We start from the raw sequence: 20,194 nt of genomic DNA on the forward strand, positions 1-20,194 counted from the left end.
GATAAAAGCATGGCAAAGACAATTTTAATTACAGGTGCAAGTTCTGGATTGGGCGCGGGTATGGCGCATGAATTTGCAGCCAAAGGTTATAACTTGGCGATTTGTGCACGCCGTTTAGACCGACTAGAGACTTTAAAAACTGAACTAGAAAATCAGTACGGTATTAAGGTCATTGCAAAAAGTCTGGACGTAACTAATTACGATCAGGTTTTTGAAGTATTTCGCGCCTTTAAACAAGAATTCGGCTATTTAGACCGAATTATTGTAAATGCGGGAGTCGGAAATGGCCGTCGTATTGGTAAAGGTAATTTTGAAATTAACAGAGCCACAGCTGAAACAAACTTTATTTCTGCCTTAGCGCAGTGTGAAGCAGCAGTTGAAATTTTTAGAGAGCAAAACGCTGGTCATTTGGTGGTGATGTCATCCATGAGTGCGATGCGCGGATTACCAAAACATTTATCGACTTATGCGGCAAGTAAAGCTGCGGTCGCTCACTTGGCGGAAGGTATTCGTGCTGAATTATTGGATACGCCAATTAAAGTCTCAACAATTTTCCCAGGTTACATCCGAACTGAAATGAATGAAGGTGCTAAACATTTACCTTTTGAAGTCGACGCAAAAACAGGATGTAAAGCTTTAGTCAAAGCTATCGAGAAACAACCTGTAAAAGCTTATGTACCGCAGTGGCCGTGGTTACCAATGAGTATTGCCATGAAGGTTTTACCATTAAAGTTGGTCAATAAATTAGGATAAAAAAATACCCCCTAAAGTTTAGGGGGTAATTTTTATTTAGAATTTTTTGGTGTAATTGACGAATAAACGATCTTCACCAAAGTCATTGCCGTGTTTAACGTTGTAATCAATGCGAATGTATTGCAGAGCCACGCCTTTTAAGAAGGGTTGCTGAAATGCATAGTTTAGAATAACGTTTGACTCGGTTTCATGGTTCTTTTCACCATTTGCTGCTTTAAAGTCATGGCCATAAACATATTTCACCATCGCGTTTAGGCCTGGAACGTAATCTTTAAAGTCGTAGCCGTACATGACATGGTAAGACTTTTCGTCTTCTTTAAAGAATCCAGTAGCGTTCCAGTTAATGAAATACGTCTCTGGTAAGAAGCCATCTGGTAGCGGGTAAGCCGACTCACCGATAATTTGCTGGTAACCCAAACCAAAGGTATGGCTTTTTACTTTAACTGTTTCAAGTAATCCAATGTTCTGCGCATCAATATCAAAGGTATTGCCATCATCTTTTGCATTAAAGTATTTAAACTTAGAGGTGAGGGCAAAAGTTGGCTGCTTCCACGTATGTTCAAGCCCAACATAATGTTTGTTATACAGATCTTCCAAATTGCCAAAATAATATTCGCCTTTTAAAGACGGCGTAAATTGATAGCGCAGGTCAATGTAGTTCAAACCATCAGATTCTTTGGTAATGCCGTTCGCTGTAAAAGAAAATTTTTTAAAATCTTCTTCATTACGTGGAGAGACTTTTTCCACTCGACCAATTTCTGCATAGAGCTGATCTGAAAGTTGAGACTTAAGATTGGTTCCCCAATAAGAGGCAAGTAATTGTCGGCTGGCATCCACAGCCGTTACAGGCAGGTCTAACCAGAGTTCACCGACACTTAAAAGGGTTTTGTCATAACCCAGCTTTAAAGTCGCGCCGTATTTTAGATAGTCTGAAGCCTGAGATTGCGTTTCTTTATTAAAAGGCAAAACTGTATCCGCAACATGTTTGTCTGAACTCAAGCGCACGGCGTATTGGACAGAAGCATCAGCCCCAATCGTGATTGGCTTGTCTGCAATGACTAACGGGGTGTCATGCATTTTCGATTTATAAAATAATGACGCTGCCTGAGACCAACTACCAGTATCTTTTAAGGCATCATTATCAAAATCACGGTTGATATAGGCATTCTTTAGCGTGAACTTCCATTCATCTTCGGACTGCTGATTTGGATTTGCAGCCCATGAGTTGCTGCACATCAATAATAAAGTGGCAACAGCCAAAGTGTGTGGTTTAAAACGGTGAAATAATTCCATAATCCATTTCCCAGATGTATGCCTGTCCTCGGCACTAAATAATTTCTAATATTCCGGTACTCTCTAAGCGTTTAGTTAGAGAGTACATTTTTGCAATTGGTGAGACCTATTAATTTAATTTTTCAAGCTTCATGCTTTCACTAAAGAATTTGCAGCCTTTAAAAAGTAGAATTAAAGCCAGTACACAAGACAAACCACCCACAATAGATAAAGAAGAACCCACCATTAATGGGCTACCAAAAACTTTATCTGTAATAATGGCTACCAGTGTTGTGCCAATACCGAGTCCAATTAAGTTACTCACCAAAAGGAAGAGGGCAGAAAGGCGTGCTCTAAACTGGTTTGGGGCTAACATTTGCAAAGCAGTTGCTGAAATCACTAGAGGGAAAGATGCAAAGAACATTGCAGGGATCAGTAAGCTAACTGAAAGCCAAAGCTGATCTGTTTGGGTAAAAAATGCAATTGGAATAAGCAGGCCAACAATACCAATTACACCCGTGAACATCGGCGCATCTTGACGGCCTTTTTTGATAAACCAGTCATTTAGCCAGCCTGCACAAAATACGCCTAAGGTATTTGCAATTAACAGAATTGTGCCGAGCATGTAACCTGTGTCAGTCGGCGCGAGTTGAAACTTACGAATATAAAATGCAGGTGTCCAGCTAGTTAGGCTATAGAGTGCCATTGCATAAAAGGTAAAACCTAAATAATGACAAGCAAATGTTTTCGAATGTTTTTTAATAAACTGAAGACATTGTGTGAATTTAACTTGGTCAACTTGTCCATTTTGGTTGAGCTGTTGGCCTTTACGTGCAGGATCTTTAACGGTCAAAATAAACAGCAAACCAATAATGATGCCGGGTAAACCCACCACTAAAAAGGCAATTTGCCATGCTTTAAGGGCCCCTAATAATGGAACTTCAATGAGTGTCACGCCTTTAAGCAGGTTAATCACATAACCGCCAACTAAGAAGGCAATACCTCCACCTAAAAAAGCACCAATTGAATAGATCCCGACAGCACGCCCCAGTTTGTCCTTACTAAACATGTCGCTAAACATTGAATAAGCCGCTGGAGATAAAGCCGCTTCACCGACACCTACCGCCATACGGCTTAAGAACAGTTGAATAAAGTTTTTACTTAAACCGCAAGTTGCTGTTGCCAGACTCCAAACAATAATCCCGATTGAAATTAATTTTGGTCGTGAAAAACGGTCAGCAATATAGGCTAAGGGTAAACCCATAACCGCATAAAACAGTGAGAAGGCGAGGCCATGTAATAAGCTAAATTGTGTATCTGAAAGTTGGAGATCTGCTTTGATGGGTTCAATCATCAGCGCCAGAATTTGGCGGTCAATAAATGAAAATATATATGCCAACATACAAAGTATGACCACATACCATGCATATGCATTGCTTTTCTTCTGTGTCCTTTCAACAGCGATATTACTTTGGTTCATACACTTAATCCTTATGTATAAAACGCTTAAAGAAATTGATATCTAACTTTTATTATTCCTCTAAAATTTTCGATATTTCCCCCTTTAGATAAGAATAATAAATAGGCTAGAAATGAGTAATTTGGTCTCGTACAGACCGGAAGAGTGCGTCTAAACCCAATTAGGAGTTAATGGGATTTTTAAGATCATGGAATTATTATTTTCTTTTTATATGTAAAATTCCATTACTTATTGAGTATGTTAGAATACCTAAAAAGTATGTTAAGTAATTATATATAGATAAATTTATGGTATAAGGGTTTGATTTTATTAATTTTTATTGTTTTAACGAAAGAGCAGCTAAAGAAAAGGAAATTTTTAACTGCTCTAAGAGAGCTAATTTATCATGATAAGAAATATTTAGCTGGATGGCATCAGGTCAAATAATTTTTTTAACTGGGTATTTAAATTATGTAGCTCGTCTTCTGAAAAAGCATTCAGAATGCCTGCCAAGGTAACCACACTAATTTGATTAATCTGTTCAACCAACTCAATACCTTTGGCCGTTAATTTCACCATCGAGATCCGTTCATCAGAAGTAGAAGAGTAGACCTCGACAATTCCATCTTCTACCAAGCGATATACAGCTTTTGTTGCCGTCGTTAACTTTAAAGTAGAAAGATTGGCAATGTCGGTAATACTGGCTTCCCCAAGGGCATTAGTGCTTAAAATAATTTTACGGCGTGTATTATCAATACCTAGTTTTTTTATTGATTTTTCAATCAGTTGTGAATACTTTCCATTCACTTGGGAAACCCAAAAAAAAGGAAAATTTTGAATACTCGACGGTTCTTTATTAGGAAGAAATTGTTCTAAATGATCAAGCATAGCTAAGCAATAACTTAGTGAAAAAAGGGTAATCCTATTATAAATAAAATTTTGCATATTTCCTTAAGAACAAATTATAAAAAATACTTGACAATTCCAGTAAATTTTCCGATATTTTAATTAATCAATAAAAATACATGGAAAAGTGAATGAATATTGTTAGCCAAAGCGTGCACAAAGGAAGTGGTAAGCTCAAGGTCATGGTCAAGGACACAATTGATATTCAAGGCCTAAAAACCATTGCTGGCAGTCGAGCTTTATTAAATGTTGAACCTGCTCAAGATGATGCCGAGGTTGTTAAAAACATTCTAAAAGCAGATTGTGAAATTATTGCGAAAACAAATTTGCACGAATTGGCTTTTGGTATTACAGGCATTAATCACGCTTTTGGTACACCCATCAATCCTAAATATCCTGAACTTATCCCAGGCGGATCTTCAAGTGGTTCGGCTGCGGCAGTTGCTGCTAAACAAGCTGACTTTACTCTAGGCACAGACACTGGTGGCTCTATTCGTATGCCTGCTGCGTGCTGCGGAGTTTTTGGTTTAAAACCGACTTTTGGTCGCGTGAGCAGAAAAGGTGTATATCCGCCGTCAAGTTCTTTAGATTGCGTTGGCCCTTTTGCAAATTCAGTCGAGATGATTGAAAAGGCCATGCAAATTATTGATCCAACTTTTAAACCTACTGAATTTACTAGTGCACCAAAAATTGCTGTTTTAGATGTAAAAGCAGATGAGATTATTTGGAACTGTATTTATCAGGCACTTCAAAAAGCGAATTTAGAGACCGTTTTAGAAAAAGTTGAACATTTTGAAGCGGCTTATGATGCAGGCATGCAAATTATTAATTATGAAAATTGGCAAGCTTTTGGTGAATTAACTCAAACGGGTTTAATTGGTTCTGATGTAAATAGTCGTTTATTAAAAGCGGCACACACCACTTTAGAGCAAGTAAAACAAGCAGAAGTTGTGAGAGCGCAGCTGACCCAAGAACTCGATGCTTTATTAGAAAAATATGATGCATTGGTTCTACCGACACTTCCGCAAATTCCACCGAGAGTTTCTGAAGCTGAAAACACGGTCGCTTTTTTGAATCTTACAGCTTTAGTTCGACCATTTAATTTATCAGGTCATCCAGCCATTTCAGTGCCACTTGAAACCAGTGAAGGTTTACCAGTGGGCTTACAGATCGTATCGAAGCATCAAAAAGATGAGCAATTATGTGCTATAGCTAAATTTTGTGTTGATGCAATGCAATAAATTACAAGGAGTTAGATGATGAATAAGTTGTCTAAAATGGAGTTTGCTTCTCAAGACAAAGCAGTTGACTTAGACGCTTTGTGTCAAGAAATTCGTGAGCGTGCCTGTACAGGTGAATTTGATAATCAAGCGTATGTGAGCCAAGACATTATCGAAAAGCTTAAGCAAATCGGTGTTTACCGTGCCTTGGTGCCTAAACGTTTTGGTGGTGAAGAGTGGTCTCCACGGCAGTTTTGCGAGTTAATCGAAACTTTATCTAAAGCTGATGGTTCAGTCGGTTGGGTGGCAAGTTTCGGTATGAGCCCTGCGTATTTAGGAAGTTTGCCTGAGGAAACACTTAAAGAGTTATACCAAAACGGGCCAGATGTCGTATTTGCCGGAGGTATTTTTCCACCCCAACCTGCTGAAATTACCGATGAAGGTGTCGTAGTTCGTGGACGTTGGAAATTCTCAAGCGGCTGTATGGGAGCCGATATTGTTGGCGTGGGAATTTCACCGCTAAAAAATAATGAAATGCAGGGCTTGCCACGCATGGCAGTGATGCCTGCGAAAAAAGCCAAAATTGAAATGACTTGGGACACCGTTGGCCTAAAAGGCACGGGAAGCCATGATTTAGTGGTCGAAGATGTATTGGTTGAAAAGAAATGGACCTTTGTACGTGGTGAACCTTCAAAACTAAGCGAACCATTTTTTAAATATCCGTCACTGTCTTTAGCGACTCAAGTATTAACCGTGGTGGGTATTGGGGTTGCCGCTGCTGCATTAGAAGAGTTTGAAAAATTAGCCCCGGGTAAAGCATCCATTACAGGTGGGTCAGAAATTGCCAACCGCCCAGTGACTCAATATGAGTTTGCTCAGGCAGATGCAGAATTTCAGGCTGCAAAATCTTGGTTTTATCAAACCATGGATATTGTCTGGAATGAAATTATTGCTGGTCGTGAAGCAACTGCTGAACAAATTAGCGATATGCGTCTGGCATGTACCCATGCAGCGCGAGTTTGCGCCAAAGTGACCCGAAAAATGCAAATGCTCGCAGGCATGACAGCAATTTATACCAACAATCCATTTAGCCGTTTTGTGAATGACACCAACGTGGTGACTCAGCATGCTTTTATGGGTGATGCAACTTTACAAAATGCAGGCTCAATCAGTTTCGGGTTAAAACCAACCCCAGGTTATTTATAAGTTTAATTTTTAAAAGGATATTGAGATGGAAGCTAAAAAATCATTACGCGTTTTGTTCTGCATGGGTATTAACCAAAACTTTTTTGATGCAGAACCTGCTGAAGCGAAAGCAGTTTGGGCTGCGTTTGGTGAAATGTGGAATGGCATTCATGACTTACCGGGCGTGCATGTTTTTGGAAATCTTGATGATGACCAAAGCATGGTTGGCCCAAGTGCAGGTTGGCCTTGGACAACCTACTTGCTTGCAGATGTTCCGGATATTGAAACAGTACACGCGGCTTGTAATTTGTTTAGAACGACGGTGGTGGGTGAAGGGCCATACAAACTTTGGAAATATTGCAAAGTTGAAGCTCGTGTTGGGCGCGAATTGATTATCCAACGTTAAGGCGATGGCAATGAATGACAAAGTGAATTTTGCAGAAATCATAGAGCGGCTAGAACAGTTAGAAGCGCACAATGCCATTCGTAATTGTTTGAACCGTTATATGGAAATCTGCGACGAGCTCAATGCAAATACAGATCTTGACGAGTTGATGAATCTTTTTGATCGAGACTGTATTTGGGAAGGTATTGGCGAGAAATATGCCAAATCCTTTGGCCGTTATGATTCTTGGCAGTCGATTTACGACATGTTTAAAAGCTATACCCAAAAAGAATCTCACTTTGTTATGAATGCACATTTTGTAAATTCAGAACAAATTTATGTAAATCAAAATGATGCATATGCTTCATGGTTGATGTTACAAACTTCAACGTTTAAAGATGGCTGTAGTCACTTAAATGCAGCAAAGCTCAACGTGAAGTTTCAAAAGCAAGCAGATGGAACATGGAAAATTAAACATTTCCAAACACAGAATATTTTCAGTCGTCCCGTATCTCATTGGCACAGTGAAGCTGAATTGCCAGTACCTTTCCAGGAATGACCCAGGACATATTTAAAAGGACTATTGATATGAACAGTATTATCCCGACGCATAACATTGGCACTGATTACGATACTTTGGTTCAAAGTGACCGTGCCCATACTTCTCTTTATAAAGATGAACGCATTTTTGATGAAGAAATGGAAAAAATCTTTTATAGCACTTGGGTGTGGGTTGCACATGCGAGTGAAATTCCGGAAGGCGGAAGCTATAAAACCATTAATATCGGTAAACAGCCTGTGGTTGTGGTGCGTGACCGTAAAAAGAAAGTCCATGTACTTTTAAACCGTTGCCGTCACCGTGCAGCAACCGTATGCGAACATAAAAAAGGAAAAACTAATAGTTTTGTATGTCCGTACCACGGTTGGAGTTATGCACTTGATGGCAGTTTGCGTGGTGTGCCATCTCCGGAAAGCTATGGTGATTGTTTAGATAAGTCAGAGTTACCGCTGGTGAGTCTACGGGTAGAAGAATATAACGGCATGATCTTCGCTTCATTTAAAGAAGACATTCAACCGCTTGAAGAGTTCCTTGGACCTGCAAAAAAATGGATTGACCTGTTTATGAAACAAGGTGCAGGTTATCCAATTAAAGTGTTAGGTGAACACCGTTTCCGTTTCCCGGGTAACTGGAAAATCCAGCTTGAAAATACCACCGATGCATATCACTTCCCGTTGGTACATAAGTCATTCTTAAGTTCTGTAGATGAAAAAACAGAAGAACTCTTTAACTTTGAAAACCAACCGGGCTTTGTTGAAGACTTAGGAAATGGTCACAGTGTGATGGTAATGATTCCTGAACTGGTCGATTTAGAAGAAGACTTAATGGAGCGACCAATTCAAGAGCGTTTCGAAGACTTGGCTCAAGCCTTGCGCGACGAGGGCCATGAAGAGTTAGAAGTACGCCGTATCGTTCGTGCAGTTGGTGGTTCTGGCTTTAACTTAAATTTATTCCCGAATATTGCATGCTCAATGGCGTTCTTCCGTGTGTTACAGCCAATTTCAGTTGCTGAAACAGAAATTCATCACTCGGTGATTACGATGGATGGCGGTCCACAAATTGCCAATCAATATCGCTTACGTTTGCATGAACATTTCCAAGGTCCATTTGGTTTTGGTACGCCAGATGACTCTGAAGCTTGGGAACGCGTACAACACGGTGCCAATGCGGGTAATGATTTATGGATCATGTTGAATCGTGGTTTACCGGGCGAAGTCAAAACCGAAGATGGCTTAAAAAGTGATGTCAGTGCTGAAACAGGTATGCGCGCAGCATACCAGCAGTGGAAAAAGATGATGACGGCTTAAGGAGAGAGCAATGAATATGAATCTGCAATTATTAAATGAAGTCACTGCTTTCATCTGGGCTGAAGCAGATATGTTAGACCACAGCGAGTACCGTGAATGGCTCAATTTATGGAATGAAAAGGGTGTTTATATCATTCCGATTGACCCGAACCTTACTGACTACGAAAACAACTTAAATTATGCCTATGACGATAATCATATGCGTACTTTACGTGTACAGCGTCTTGAAAATGGTGAGGCAATTTCTACGGCACCAAAGGCGAATACGGTACGAAGTATTTCGCGAGTACGAGTCATTCAAGACCAAGATGATGAAATCGTTTTACGCTGTGCTCAAAACTTACGTGAATTCCGTAAAGAAAACCTCAAGCATTACACCGCAGATATTACTTACCATCTAACTCGTGATGCCAATACTGGTTTCAAGATTAACCGTAAAATCATTAATTTGGTTAACTCAACCGATACCTTAGCTGGTATTAGCTACATTCTTTAGGAGCGGTAACATGAAACAGGTTGTTTTAGTGACAGGTGCTGCTTCTGGACTCGGTAATGTCATTGCTGAATATTTTGCGAGCCAAGGCCATCAAGTGATTTTGTCGGCAAGTACGCTTGAAAAAGCCGAAAATGCCAAGGCACAAAGTCAATATGCACAAAATATGTTTCCCTTGAAATTAGATATTTCAGTTGAGGCAGATTTTCATGCAGCGGTGCAATGGATTGAAGAGAAATTTTCTAAACTTGATGTGTTGATTAACAATGCCACCGTCACCAAAGCAACGCCAGTATTAGAAATTACCGCAGCCGATTTTGATTGGGTGACCCAAGTCAACCAACGCGGCACCTTTCAGGCTTGCCAAATTATTGGCCAATATATGGCTAAAAAAGGCTATGGACGCATCATCAATATGGCGTCGTTAGCAGGACAAAACGGTGGTACTGCAACAGGTGCACACTATGCGGCAACCAAAGGCGCGATTGTGACGTTAACCAAAATTTTTGCCAAAGAGTTTGCGGCAAAAGGGGTAACGGTCAATGCGGTTGCACCGGGACCAATGGAATCTCCAATCGTTCATAGCGTGGTGCCAGACGAAAAAATGGAACAGTTCATCCAAAATATTCCAGTTAAAGCCTTAGGAAGTATGCACTTTATTGCTGAAACTTGTGGGTTGCTTGCGAGTCCAAATGCGGGGTTTGTGACTGGTGCAACATGGGATATTAACGGTGGTTTATTCATGCGTTAAGCCAATAGGCTACGCATGAAAAGGGAGTTGAATCATGACTACACTTTATGATGTTGTCGTTAAAAATCGCCATGTGGAAGGTGGAAATATTGCAGTCATGGAATTTGAATCTGCAACTTCTGCAACATTGCCAAAAGTTGAAGCGGGTGCGCATATTGATGTGCACTTACCAAATGGTATGGTGCGCCAATATTCGCTTTGCCAAAATCCAAATGACGAAGGAAAGTTTCGCCTTGGAATCTTACGTGACCCTGAATCACGTGGCGGCTCGATTTCTGCATTTGATGAAATTAAAGATGGCATGCAAATTCAGGTCAGTGAGCCGAAAAACTTATTCCCACTTTTAAAAGCCAAACACAGTGTCTTGATTGGCGGTGGAATCGGGATTACGCCGTTAATAACGATGGCATATCAACTTGCACATGAAGGTGCATCATTTGAGCTTCATTACTGTGGTGCTAGCCCAGAAAACTGTGCTTTTGTTGATGAAATTAAAAATGGTGAGTTAGCAAAATATACAACCTTCCATTTTAAGTCCGAAGGTGCAAGCCACCGAGCATTTTTTGAATCTGCTATTAAAGATATTGACTCGGAAAGCCATATTTACACCTGTGGTCCAGTCGGTTTTATGGATTGGGTGATTAACCTCGCCACAACTCACGATTTTCCTGAGCAGCAAATCCACAAAGAATATTTCCAAGTTGAAACTGATACTTCTGGAGATTCATTTGAGGTGGTGGCTGAGCGTAGCGGAAAAATCATTATGGTTGAAGCTGGCGAAACCATTTTGCAGGCTTTGGCTAAAGAAGGCATCGATATTGAAATGTCTTGTGAACAAGGCGTATGCGGAACCTGCATGTGCGATGTGATTGAAGGCGAACCTGATCATCGCGATGTTTATTTTACTGACGAAGAAAAAGCCAGCAATGAACAAATATTGGTGTGCTGTTCGCGCTCTAAAACACCGAGACTAGTTTTAGATATCTAATGCTCTCGCGATTTATATGGATGTAAGAGAAGGTTTAGGAGAAAGATGATGAATGTATTACAACAAATAAATGAGTTTACGGTCGATCCACTACAGTTCCGACGAGCATTAGGAAATTTTGCAACAGGCGTTACCATTGTTACTGCACAAAATGCACAAGGTGAAAAAGTAGGAGTCACTGCAAATAGTTTTAACTCGGTGTCACTCGATCCACCACTTATTTTGTGGAGCATTGATAAAAAGTCTTCAAGCTTTTCAGTGTTTGAAGAAGCGACACATTTTGCAGTCAATATTTTATCGGGTACGCAAATTGAGCTGTCTAATAAGTTTTCGAGACGCAATATTGATAAATTTGCAGACACCAATTTTCAACTTGGTGCAGGAAGCGCACCAATCTTAGAAAATTGTTCTGCTGTGTTTGAGTGCGAACGTTATCAAGTGATTGAAGGTGGTGACCACTGGATTATTGTTGGTAAAGTGGTTCGTTTCCATGATCAAGGCCGAAGCCCACTGGTCTACCATCAAGGCGCATATTCTTGTGTCATGCCGCATCCGAGCCTTCAAGTTAAGCAAACTGAACAGAGCGGCGTAGACCAAACACATTATGGGCACTTATATAATAATGTTTGCTATTTGATGAGTCGTGCTTTTAAAGCTTATCAAACCGATTATATTCCTAAGCAAATGGCTTCTGGTTTCCGTACCAGTGAATCACGTCTTTTACTGGTTTTAGCCAGTGGTACTGCTTCAAGTAAGGAAGATTTACCGCGTGATATTGCTATGCCAATGCAGGAAGTTGAAAGATCAGCTGAAATTCTAAAATTTGAAGGATTATTGGTTGATCACGATAATTTGTATGCACTGACTGAAAAAGGTAAACAAACAGCGCAGTATTTGTTTGATATTGCCGACAGCCACCAAAATGAGGTGTTTAAAAAGTATTCTGAGGAGCAAAAGGATATTTTTATTACCATGCTGCGAGATTTTGCAGGAGTAGCATAAGTCCCATTAAGCTGATAAATTAAATTGATTTATCAGCTTCTTTACATCTAGCTGACTATCAGCAAAACAATTCCAAGGATAAGGAATTTTGGCACACAATTTGTTTATCAATAAAACAAGATTGCAAATAAGCCAAGACAGTGCACCACCACAAACGAAAAATTTTGAGTGGTGGCACATGTATAGAGAGGTAAGGGATGAACCAATATGTAAGCGATGCATTACTCACATGGACGCACCATATTAAAAGTGTGTGCGGCAATTTTGAAACCGATTTTGACGGAACCCGTAATTTATTCATTGGTGAGGTCCAGTGCTTTTTATTGGGTGACACCGAAATAGCTTTTATTAAAAACAATGCCAATAAAATTGTCCGAAAAGCCGATGAAATTGATCGAGTGAATAATCGTTTTTGTTTTTTGATTTTGCAGTATTCGGGAAAAATGCTGCTCGAATATAAAAATGAAACCTTAAGCCTAAATGAAGGCGATATTGTCTTGGTCGACCCAGTCGAAACAATTTCGATGTACCCGCAAGGTTTGGTGAGCCAGATTTCAGTCCATCTGTCGCGTGAAAAATTACTTAAAGAAAATATTAGTACCGAATATTTTGGAAAACTGAGTACGCAAAATATGAGTGGTTTTTTGCTCAAGAATATTTTGAAAAATATGTCTGCTGAAAACATCAAACTTTGGTATGCAACTGAAGATGGTAACGCTTTTGAAGATGCGCTAATTGCCTTAATCAAACCCACAATTAATTATAAAAATATTAATAGTTCCAATAACCTGATGGAAAAAGCCGAGCGTTTTATTATTGAGAACTTAGCAAAACCAGATTTAACCCCTAAATTAATTGCAGAGCATATTGGGGTATCACTACGACATCTCTACCGTTTATTCCTTCAAGAAAATTTATCTATTAACAAATACATACAGCTCAAACGCCTAGAAAAAGTCAAAGCGGATTTGCTTGATAAAAAGAATAAACAAAGCTCAATTACCCAAATTGCCTTGAAATGGGGTTTTTGGGATGGGGCGCATTTCTCAAAGATCTTTAAAAAGACTTATGGTATCTCTCCTAAAGAATTTAGAGAGGGTATGCCGGTTTAAATCTTTCATCTCTCAATGTCATTTTTAGACAAATTCGACGTCATTCTTGAACAAGCTAGCCCTATGTAACTGTGTTGAAATTAAATTCATTAGAGCAGGTTAGATAAGCTTAATAACCATAAAACTATTAAGTTAGTCTAATGAATTTCACTCACAGGAAGTGCATTTTAACTGTCTGATTCAGATAGTTCAGGGATAGATGAAAAGGATGAAACCAATGCGTAAACAACGATTATTGAATGACATACAAAAAATACTGGCACTTAACTTATCAATCGCTGCAAGCTTTTGGGGACTCAATACTCAAGCGTTTGCTCATGGTGGAAAGGCCGAAATGGTCTCACTTTATCAAAACATGAGTGAGCAAGGTGCTAAAGTTGTCAAAGATGATTTTACTAATACTTATATGATTACCAAAGGCTCTATGGTGGTTCGAGCTAAACCTAATTCAGATCAGGTTTTGGTGAACGGCAAACCTTTCAAGCTCAGTGTGCCTTTATTAATTAAGGATGGTAAGCCTGTTATTGGAAAAGATTTTTTTAATGAAGTATTTCAGTCTGGGGTAGATCAAACTTTTAAAATTGAAAATACGTTTCACCCGCTCAATAGCCTAAACTCTGACGAAATTAAAAAGACATTTGATGTGATTAACCGCTCGAAATACGCCTATAAAAATATGCGTTTTGCCGAGTTAAAGCTTAAAGAGCCTGAAAAAGCCAAGGTCTGGGATTACTTTATTAATCACAAAGAATTTAAAGAAGATCGTATTGCCTCATTTATTTTGTTAAAGGGGAGTCACGCGATTGAAGGTGAAGTTAACCTTAACACTCAACAAGTCACAAAATGGAATGTACTTAAAGACACTCATGGAATGGTGTTGCTCGATAATTTTGAAGCCGTACAGCGTGTAATTGAGACAAGTAAAGAATATCAGGAGGCTTTACGGAAACGCGGCATTACTGATGTGAAGAAAGTGATTGCTACACCGCTAACTGTTGGATATTTTGGCGGTAAAGATGGTCTGGATAAACAACTCAATATATTAAAAGTCGTCGCTTACCTGGATGTTGGCGATGGTAATTATTGGGCACATCCTATTGAAAATTTAGTTGCTGTAGTCGATTTAGATAAAGAAAAAATTATTAAGATTGAAGAAGGTGCGATCATTCCTGTGCCGATGGCAAATCGACCTTATATGTCGAATAAGCCCGTAGCAAGTAAGCTAAAACCACTCAATATTACTGAACCTGAGGGCAAAAACTTTAGCATTACAGGTCAAACCATACATTGGGGGAATTGGTGTTTGCATGTGGCCTTAGACTCTCGTGTTGGCTTACAACTTTCAACAGTGACCTATAAAGATAAAGGCGTGAAGCGGAAAGTCATGTATGAAGGGAACTTGGGTGGAATGGTAGTTCCATATGGTGACCCTGATATTGGATGGTACTTCAAATCTTATTTGGACTCTGGCGAATATGGTATGGGAACACTTACCTCATCTATTCTTCCGGGAACTGATGCACCCGACAACGCTGTTTTACTTGATGCTGTGATTGCAGACTATAAAGGCCAGCCACAAGTGATTCCAAATGCGATTGCTGTGTTTGAACGTTATGCTGGGCCTGAATATAAACATCATGAAATTTTTGGTAACCAAGATGCGAGTGAAGCACGCCGTGAACTTGTCATTCGCTGGATTAGTACGGTTGGAAACTACGATTATATGTTTGACTGGGTATTTGCCCAAAATGGTGTAATTGGAATTAATGCGGGTGCAACGGGTATTGAGGCGGTTAAAGGCGTTAAATCACGCACTATGCATGACAGTACAGCTAAAGAAGACACCAAATATGGAACTTTAATTGACCATAATATTGTCGGTACAACGCATCAGCACATCTATAACTTCCGTTTAGACATGGATGTAGATGGGGAAAACAACAGCTTTATGCATATGGACCCTGTGGTGAAAGCCAATGACAAAGGTGGTGTTCGTACAAGCTCAATGCAAATTGACAGTAAAGTCATTACGAATGAGCAAAATGCAGCTGAAAAATTTGATCCATCCACCATTCGTTTACTCACGAATTTCAACAAGGAAAATAAATTAGGTAATCCAGTTTCTTACCAATTGATTCCGTTTGCAGGTGGAACACACCCTGTGGCAAAAGGAGCCAATTTCTCTAAAGATGAATGGTTATTTAAACGTTTGAACTTTATGGATAAGCAAATTTGGGTGACTCAGTACAATCCAGACGAACGCTATCCTGAAGGGAAATATTCAAATCGTTCGACTCATGACACAGGGTTAGGACAGTTCATTGGTAACAACGAAAATATTGAAAATAAAGACCTCGTGGTGTGGATGACAACAGGCACAACCCATGTGGCACGTGCTGAAGAGTGGCCAATCATGCCAACAGAATGGGTGAATACACTCATCAAACCTTGGAACTTCTTTGACAGCACCCCGACTTTAAACTTGGGTGAAGAAGAGCAAAACACTCAGCACGACCATCACTAAACGGGTGCATGATCTAGAGTGGGTAACGAATCGATTACCCACACTTGAGCACGGTTAGGCCGTTCGCAAAAAAGGAATTTCTCAATGAAAAATTTATTTTCTCAGGTTGTGAGAGGGACTCTCTTTGTCTCATTTTTTTCAACTGTGCATGCTGGTGAGCTTGAAATTAAGCCAACTTTTGAAGCAACTTTTGGGGCTTTTAGTAGCGGTAAAAGCTATAACGGCGAAAACCTAGATGATGAAATAGTCAATTGGCAAGAAGGTCATCTTAAATATGGTGCGAAGGGAAACTACACCTTTAAAAACAATCAGCTCTATGCAAGCTTGAGCGGTATTAGCTCGGCAACATTTGGTGATGGTGACGCAGGCCAAAATAGTAATGGCAAAGAACGTAAAACAGATGTGAATGAATGGATCATTGGTTTTAAAGACGGTACCAATAAAGATGAGTTGATGACTTATGATTTAAGTATTGGTCGACAAAATATCATGATTGGTGATGGGTTCTTTATTGCGGGTGATGCGTTAAACCTAGGAAAAGTGCCTGCGGACGGCACACTAGATCGGGGCGGAGCATATTATCTGGCAGCTCGTCGAAGCTTTGATTTTACAAGTTTGCTTCAATACAAACCGCAAGAGAATACAACGCTAAAGCTGGCTTATTTAAAATCGGACAATAAAGCACAATTTTCCCCAGAACTCTTTGTGACTGATCTGATGTATCAGCTTAAAAATAAGGGCGTTGGGTTTACCTATTTAAATGTATTGGATCTTGAAGATGCTGAACACGTTTCAGGGCGCGAAGATCTTAAAAATTATGCTTTACGTTTAAATTATCAACCTTTATCAGAGCTACAAGTTAAAACTGAGTTTGTAGTTCAAGATAAAAAAGATAGCCACGAAAATGCTGGCTACTTAGCGCTGAACTATAACTTTTTATCTTCAAAATATACACCCTCATTAGGCTACCGTTTTAGCCATTTTTCAGACCAATATGACACTATGTTTTATGGAAATATCGTCGGCTTTGGTACATGGTTTCAGGGCGAAGTTGCCGGAAATTATGCTGGTCCATTCAATAAAAATGCCGATATTCATCAAGTTTCTTACATGATGAACTTGAAAGAAAATTTTATGCTGGGTGCTTTGGCCTATAAGTTCAAAACAGTAAATAAGTCTTTAACTAATGTAGATGGACATGAGTTAGATGTCTTTTCGGTTTGGTCGGTTAATAAAAAATTCAACATTATTCCTTTAGTGGGACTCTATAAACCGCAACACGATATCCATAGTGGTGGTACTCAAAACTACGATGACAAGACCAATGTGTATGCGCAGTTAATTTTGCAATACATCTATTAATAAATCCTTTTAAATGAATTGAGAGAAATAAAAATGAGTGAAGTTCAGATTTTAGAAAGCGTACAGCAATTTATGGCGCGTCAACATGGACATTTTATTGATGGAAAATTAGTTGCTGCCGAGCTTTTAGATAAAGTGGATATTGTGAATCCATCGACTGAAGAAGTGGTTGCTCAAATTAGTATTGGTAGTCAACAAGATGTAGATAGTGCGGTAAAAAGTGCTGAACATGCTTTTCAAAATGCTTGGGCTGAAACAACGCCGTATGAGCGTGGTGTTAAACTGAATAAGCTAGCAGACTTAATTGAGCAATATGGTGAAGAACTTGCACAGCTTGAAACTTTGTCTACCGGAAAACTTATCAATATTTCCCGTCATCTTGAGGTCGCACAATCCGTTATTTTCTTAAGATATTTTGCGGGTTGGGCAACTAAAATTAATGGTCAAACCATGCAACCGTCTATTCCTTCTATGCAAGGTGAAAAATATACAGCCTTTACTTTAAGACAGCCTATTGGCGTGGTTGCAGGGATTGTGCCTTGGAATTTTTCACTGATGATTGGTGTTTGGAAAATTGGTTCAGCTTTAACCACTGGTTGTACGATTGTGCTTAAACCAAGTGAGTTTGCCAGCTTATCTTTATTACGCTTAGCTGAACTTGCCATTGAGGCAGGTATTCCAGTGGGTGTAATTAATGTGGTTACGGGTAAGGGGGAGACAGGACAATATTTAATTGAGTCGCCGCTCGTTAAGAAAGTCTCGTTTACAGGTTCAGTACCAACAGGTATTGCGATTGGTAAACTTGCGATGAGCAGTGATTTAACCCGTGTCAGTCTAGAGTTGGGTGGTAAAAATGCCATAGCTGTTTTGGCTGATGCAAATATTGATGAGATTTTACCAACTTTGTTGCAAGCAACTTTTGTACATCAAGGCCAAGTTTGTGCATCACCAGAGCGTTTTTTTGTACATCACACAAAACATGATGAACTAGTTGATAAACTCTCTAAGGCACTTTCTAATTTAAAAATTGGATCGGCTATGGATGAAGGAAGTATGTTTGGTCCACTCTCTAATCAGCCACATTTTAATAAAGTAAAACATTATTTAGATATGGCTAAAGCCAACAACCAGATTATTGCAGGGGGGGAGGCTTTAGATCAGACCGGATATTTTGTACAGCCGACTTTAATTTCCTTTAAAAATACCGATGATCCTTTATTTTCAGAAGAAACCTTTGGTCCAGTGGTCGGGGTAATGCCATTCGAAACTGATGAAGAGCTCATTCAACTGATGAACCAGTCGCGCTTTGGTTTAACGGCAAGTATTTGGACAAATGATTTGTCTAAAGCTTTGCGTTTAATTCCTAAGATTGAAGCAGGCACCTTATGGGTGAATATGCATACGTTCTTAGATCCCTCAGTTCCATTTGGTGGGGTGAAAGCTTCAGGTATTGGCAGAGAGTTTTCAGATGCATTTATTGAAGATTACACCGAATTAAAATCGGTCATGATTCGGTATTAAATTCAAAGATTCTACGAGATATAAAAAATGGCCGTTATAGGCCATTTTTTGAATCATTAAATTAACCTAATAAAAAATCCTTTAGGATTTTATTAAAAGCTTCTGGTTGCTCGACATTGGAAATATGAGAGGCATCTATTTCTGCAATTTGTGATTGCGGAATATGTTGCTGCATAAACTCGCCATCTGCAACTGTCGTTACAGGGTCTTGAGTTCCAGCAACCACCAATACAGGAATTTTGATATCTTTTAATTGCTCACGGACATCCGCTTTAGCCAAAGCCTCACAACAATTGGCATAACCCATTGCGCTGCCAGCACTTAAGTCGTTACACAGGTTGTTGACAATAGAAGGATGACTTTGGATAAAGGGATCTGTAAACCATCGCGAAGTAGCTGTAGCGGCGATTGGTTGTAAACCTTGCTCACTTACTAATTTTGCACGGTCAAGCCATGCCTGTTCTTGTCCAATTTTAGCGGCAGTATTTGCCACAATTACATGACTAAAACGGTCAGGGTAGTGAATCGCAAGCCATTGGCCCGTTAAACCACCCATAGAAATTCCACAAAAAGCAGCTTTACTAATATTCAGATGATCCAGTAAACGGACAACATCTTCACCTAATTGCTCTACAGTGTATGGACCATTAGGTGTAGAAGATGAACCGTGACCACGTGTGTCATAGCAGATCACAAAAAACTGATTCTTTAATTCATTAAACTGTTTTTGCCACATACCATAATTGGTGCCCAAAGAATTGGAAAACACCAGAGCAGGGGAAGATGGCTCACCAAAAGTTTGATAGTTAATTTGTGCATCGGCAGATTGAAAAGATGGCATTTGTTTCTCCTTAAAGTGCTTCAACACGTTCAATAATCAATGCGATGCCTTGGCCCACCCCAATACACATTGAACACAAAGCATAACGACCCCCTGTTTGCTCAAGCTGGTTTAAGGCTGTAGTGACTAAGCGTGCACCTGATGCACCGAGTGGGTGGCCTAAAGCAATGGCACCACCATTTGGATTCACCTTGTCAGAATCATCTGGCAAACCTAAATCACGGGTCACGGCCAAAGCCTGAGCAGCAAAAGCTTCATTCAGCTCAATTACATCCATCTGATCTAAAGTCAGATTGGCTTGTTTTAGTAATTTTTTAATCGCTGGTGCCGGAGCAAAACCCATAATGCGTGGTTCTACACCGACTGCTGTCGAAGCAATGATCTTGGCACGTGGTTTGAGGTTATAAGCCTGAACTGCTTCATCAGATGCAATCAGCAGAGCGGCTGCACCATCGTTAATGCCTGAAGCATTTCCTGCAGTCACAGAACCATCTGCTTTAACCACAGATTTAAGTTTGCTTAAACCTTCAAGGGTGGTTGATGCACGTGGATGT

At 39.7% G+C, this 20,194-nt stretch carries 18 protein-coding genes and 1 pseudogene; 14 read left to right on the forward strand and 5 right to left on the reverse strand.

The genetic code is table 11. From position 1 onward, the window contains the following. Nucleotides 1–9: 9 nt before the first annotated feature. Nucleotides 10–753: an SDR family oxidoreductase gene (locus RMB06_RS04255; RefSeq protein WP_005306006.1), complete on the forward strand. Its 744-nt coding sequence runs from the start codon at nt 10–12 to the stop codon at nt 751–753. Between the two features lie 36 nt (nt 754–789). Here the strand turns inward: RMB06_RS04255 and RMB06_RS04260 are convergent, their stop codons facing one another. The 3 genes from RMB06_RS04260 to RMB06_RS04270 all read right to left on the reverse strand — a co-directional run bounded on the left by RMB06_RS04260 (nt 790) and on the right by RMB06_RS04270 (nt 4,372). Beyond that, nucleotides 790–2,046, reverse strand: coding sequence for an OprD family outer membrane porin (locus RMB06_RS04260; protein ID WP_311078503.1), 1,257 nt, complete (start codon nt 2,044–2,046; stop codon nt 790–792). Nucleotides 2,047–2,155: 109 nt separating this feature from the next. Continuing rightward, entirely contained in the window at nt 2,156–3,505 is a 1,350-nt protein-coding gene (locus RMB06_RS04265) for an MFS transporter (RefSeq protein WP_057062293.1), read from the reverse strand. Nucleotides 3,506–3,904: 399 nt separating this feature from the next. Continuing rightward, nucleotides 3,905–4,372, reverse strand: coding sequence for a MarR family winged helix-turn-helix transcriptional regulator (locus tag RMB06_RS04270; RefSeq protein ID WP_002121038.1), 468 nt, complete (start codon nt 4,370–4,372; stop codon nt 3,905–3,907). A gap of 149 nt (nt 4,373–4,521) precedes the next feature. Between RMB06_RS04270 and RMB06_RS04275 the strand changes: the two genes are divergently transcribed. From RMB06_RS04275 to RMB06_RS04335, 13 genes are all read left to right on the forward strand, one after another. Further along, nucleotides 4,522–5,631 carry an amidase gene (locus RMB06_RS04275; RefSeq protein ID WP_045126700.1) on the forward strand — a complete coding sequence of 370 codons (1,110 nt, stop codon included), beginning with the start codon at nt 4,522–4,524 and terminating at the stop codon, nt 5,629–5,631. Nucleotides 5,632–5,667: 36 nt separating this feature from the next. Next, nucleotides 5,668–6,816 (forward strand): acyl-CoA dehydrogenase family protein, encoded by a 1,149-nt coding sequence (locus tag RMB06_RS04280; protein ID WP_080593013.1) that lies wholly within the window; start codon nt 5,668–5,670, stop codon nt 6,814–6,816. A 25-nt stretch (nt 6,817–6,841) separates the two neighbouring features. Then, nucleotides 6,842–7,201, forward strand: a complete 360-nt coding sequence (locus RMB06_RS04285; protein WP_000387554.1) for a hypothetical protein — start codon at nt 6,842–6,844, stop codon at nt 7,199–7,201. Between the two features lie 4 nt (nt 7,202–7,205). After that, nucleotides 7,206–7,739, forward strand: a complete 534-nt coding sequence (locus tag RMB06_RS04290) for a nuclear transport factor 2 family protein (protein ID WP_311078508.1) — start codon at nt 7,206–7,208, stop codon at nt 7,737–7,739. A gap of 29 nt (nt 7,740–7,768) precedes the next feature. Next, complete coding sequence (locus tag RMB06_RS04295) at nt 7,769–9,046, forward strand: aromatic ring-hydroxylating dioxygenase subunit alpha (protein WP_311078510.1); 1,278 nt, start codon at nt 7,769–7,771, stop codon at nt 9,044–9,046. A 10-nt stretch (nt 9,047–9,056) separates the two neighbouring features. Beyond that, nucleotides 9,057–9,542 carry an aromatic-ring-hydroxylating dioxygenase subunit beta gene (locus RMB06_RS04300; RefSeq protein WP_014206909.1) on the forward strand — a complete coding sequence of 162 codons (486 nt, stop codon included), beginning with the start codon at nt 9,057–9,059 and terminating at the stop codon, nt 9,540–9,542. A 10-nt stretch (nt 9,543–9,552) separates the two neighbouring features. After that, nucleotides 9,553–10,290 carry an SDR family NAD(P)-dependent oxidoreductase gene (locus RMB06_RS04305; RefSeq protein ID WP_032053853.1) on the forward strand — a complete coding sequence of 246 codons (738 nt, stop codon included), beginning with the start codon at nt 9,553–9,555 and terminating at the stop codon, nt 10,288–10,290. A 34-nt stretch (nt 10,291–10,324) separates the two neighbouring features. Continuing rightward, the gene (locus RMB06_RS04310; RefSeq protein WP_311078512.1) at nt 10,325–11,278 is read left to right on the forward strand and encodes a PDR/VanB family oxidoreductase; all 954 of its coding nucleotides are present in this window, start codon (nt 10,325–10,327) and stop codon (nt 11,276–11,278) included. 45 nt (nt 11,279–11,323) lie between these two features. After that, nucleotides 11,324–12,280: a p-hydroxyphenylacetate 3-hydroxylase reductase component gene (locus RMB06_RS04315; protein WP_311078514.1), complete on the forward strand. Its 957-nt coding sequence runs from the start codon at nt 11,324–11,326 to the stop codon at nt 12,278–12,280. A gap of 197 nt (nt 12,281–12,477) precedes the next feature. Continuing rightward, entirely contained in the window at nt 12,478–13,392 is a 915-nt protein-coding gene (feaR, locus tag RMB06_RS04320; RefSeq protein ID WP_311078516.1) for a transcriptional regulator FeaR, read from the forward strand. A gap of 208 nt (nt 13,393–13,600) precedes the next feature. Then, on the forward strand, nt 13,601–15,916 hold the full coding sequence (tynA, locus tag RMB06_RS04325; protein ID WP_311078519.1) for a primary-amine oxidase: 2,316 nt from the start codon (nt 13,601–13,603) through the stop codon (nt 15,914–15,916). Between the two features lie 144 nt (nt 15,917–16,060). Then, nucleotides 16,061–17,278, forward strand: a complete 1,218-nt coding sequence (locus tag RMB06_RS04330; RefSeq protein WP_311078520.1) for a hypothetical protein — start codon at nt 16,061–16,063, stop codon at nt 17,276–17,278. A gap of 33 nt (nt 17,279–17,311) precedes the next feature. After that, the gene (locus RMB06_RS04335; protein ID WP_311078517.1) at nt 17,312–18,799 is read left to right on the forward strand and encodes an NAD-dependent phenylacetaldehyde dehydrogenase; all 1,488 of its coding nucleotides are present in this window, start codon (nt 17,312–17,314) and stop codon (nt 18,797–18,799) included. A gap of 61 nt (nt 18,800–18,860) precedes the next feature. Here RMB06_RS04335 and pcaD read toward each other — a convergent pair whose 3' ends face one another. Both pcaD and RMB06_RS04345 read right to left on the reverse strand, forming a co-directional pair. Further along, the gene (gene pcaD, locus RMB06_RS04340) at nt 18,861–19,640 is read right to left on the reverse strand and encodes a 3-oxoadipate enol-lactonase (protein WP_311078518.1); all 780 of its coding nucleotides are present in this window, start codon (nt 19,638–19,640) and stop codon (nt 18,861–18,863) included. 10 nt (nt 19,641–19,650) lie between these two features. After that, nucleotides 19,651–20,194: pseudogene (locus tag RMB06_RS04345) on the reverse strand (acetyl-CoA C-acyltransferase); the annotation flags it as partial.

The organism is Acinetobacter sp. V104_13, from assembly GCF_031798995.1.
Classification (GTDB): Bacteria; Pseudomonadota; Gammaproteobacteria; order Pseudomonadales; family Moraxellaceae; genus Acinetobacter; species Acinetobacter pittii.

Bases quoted from the DNA above. Each gene is read 5' to 3' on its own strand.
- RMB06_RS04255 (WP_005306006.1), top strand. From the start codon at position 10: ATGGCAAAGACAATTTTAATTACAGGTGCAAGTTCTGGATTGGGCGCG.
- RMB06_RS04260 (WP_311078503.1), bottom strand. From the start codon at position 2,046: ATGGAATTATTTCACCGTTTTAAACCACACACTTTGGCTGTTGCCACT.
- RMB06_RS04265 (WP_057062293.1), bottom strand. From the start codon at position 3,505: ATGAACCAAAGTAATATCGCTGTTGAAAGGACACAGAAGAAAAGCAAT.
- RMB06_RS04270 (WP_002121038.1), bottom strand. From the start codon at position 4,372: ATGCTTGATCATTTAGAACAATTTCTTCCTAATAAAGAACCGTCGAGT.
- RMB06_RS04275 (WP_045126700.1), top strand. From the start codon at position 4,522: ATGAATATTGTTAGCCAAAGCGTGCACAAAGGAAGTGGTAAGCTCAAG.
- RMB06_RS04280 (WP_080593013.1), top strand. From the start codon at position 5,668: ATGGAGTTTGCTTCTCAAGACAAAGCAGTTGACTTAGACGCTTTGTGT.
- RMB06_RS04285 (WP_000387554.1), top strand. From the start codon at position 6,842: ATGGAAGCTAAAAAATCATTACGCGTTTTGTTCTGCATGGGTATTAAC.
- RMB06_RS04290 (WP_311078508.1), top strand. From the start codon at position 7,206: ATGGCAATGAATGACAAAGTGAATTTTGCAGAAATCATAGAGCGGCTA.
- RMB06_RS04295 (WP_311078510.1), top strand. From the start codon at position 7,769: ATGAACAGTATTATCCCGACGCATAACATTGGCACTGATTACGATACT.
- RMB06_RS04300 (WP_014206909.1), top strand. From the start codon at position 9,057: ATGAATATGAATCTGCAATTATTAAATGAAGTCACTGCTTTCATCTGG.
- RMB06_RS04305 (WP_032053853.1), top strand. From the start codon at position 9,553: ATGAAACAGGTTGTTTTAGTGACAGGTGCTGCTTCTGGACTCGGTAAT.
- RMB06_RS04310 (WP_311078512.1), top strand. From the start codon at position 10,325: ATGACTACACTTTATGATGTTGTCGTTAAAAATCGCCATGTGGAAGGT.
- RMB06_RS04315 (WP_311078514.1), top strand. From the start codon at position 11,324: ATGATGAATGTATTACAACAAATAAATGAGTTTACGGTCGATCCACTA.
- feaR (WP_311078516.1), top strand. From the start codon at position 12,478: ATGAACCAATATGTAAGCGATGCATTACTCACATGGACGCACCATATT.
- tynA (WP_311078519.1), top strand. From the start codon at position 13,601: ATGAAACCAATGCGTAAACAACGATTATTGAATGACATACAAAAAATA.
- RMB06_RS04335 (WP_311078517.1), top strand. From the start codon at position 17,312: ATGAGTGAAGTTCAGATTTTAGAAAGCGTACAGCAATTTATGGCGCGT.
- pcaD (WP_311078518.1), bottom strand. From the start codon at position 19,640: ATGCCATCTTTTCAATCTGCCGATGCACAAATTAACTATCAAACTTTT.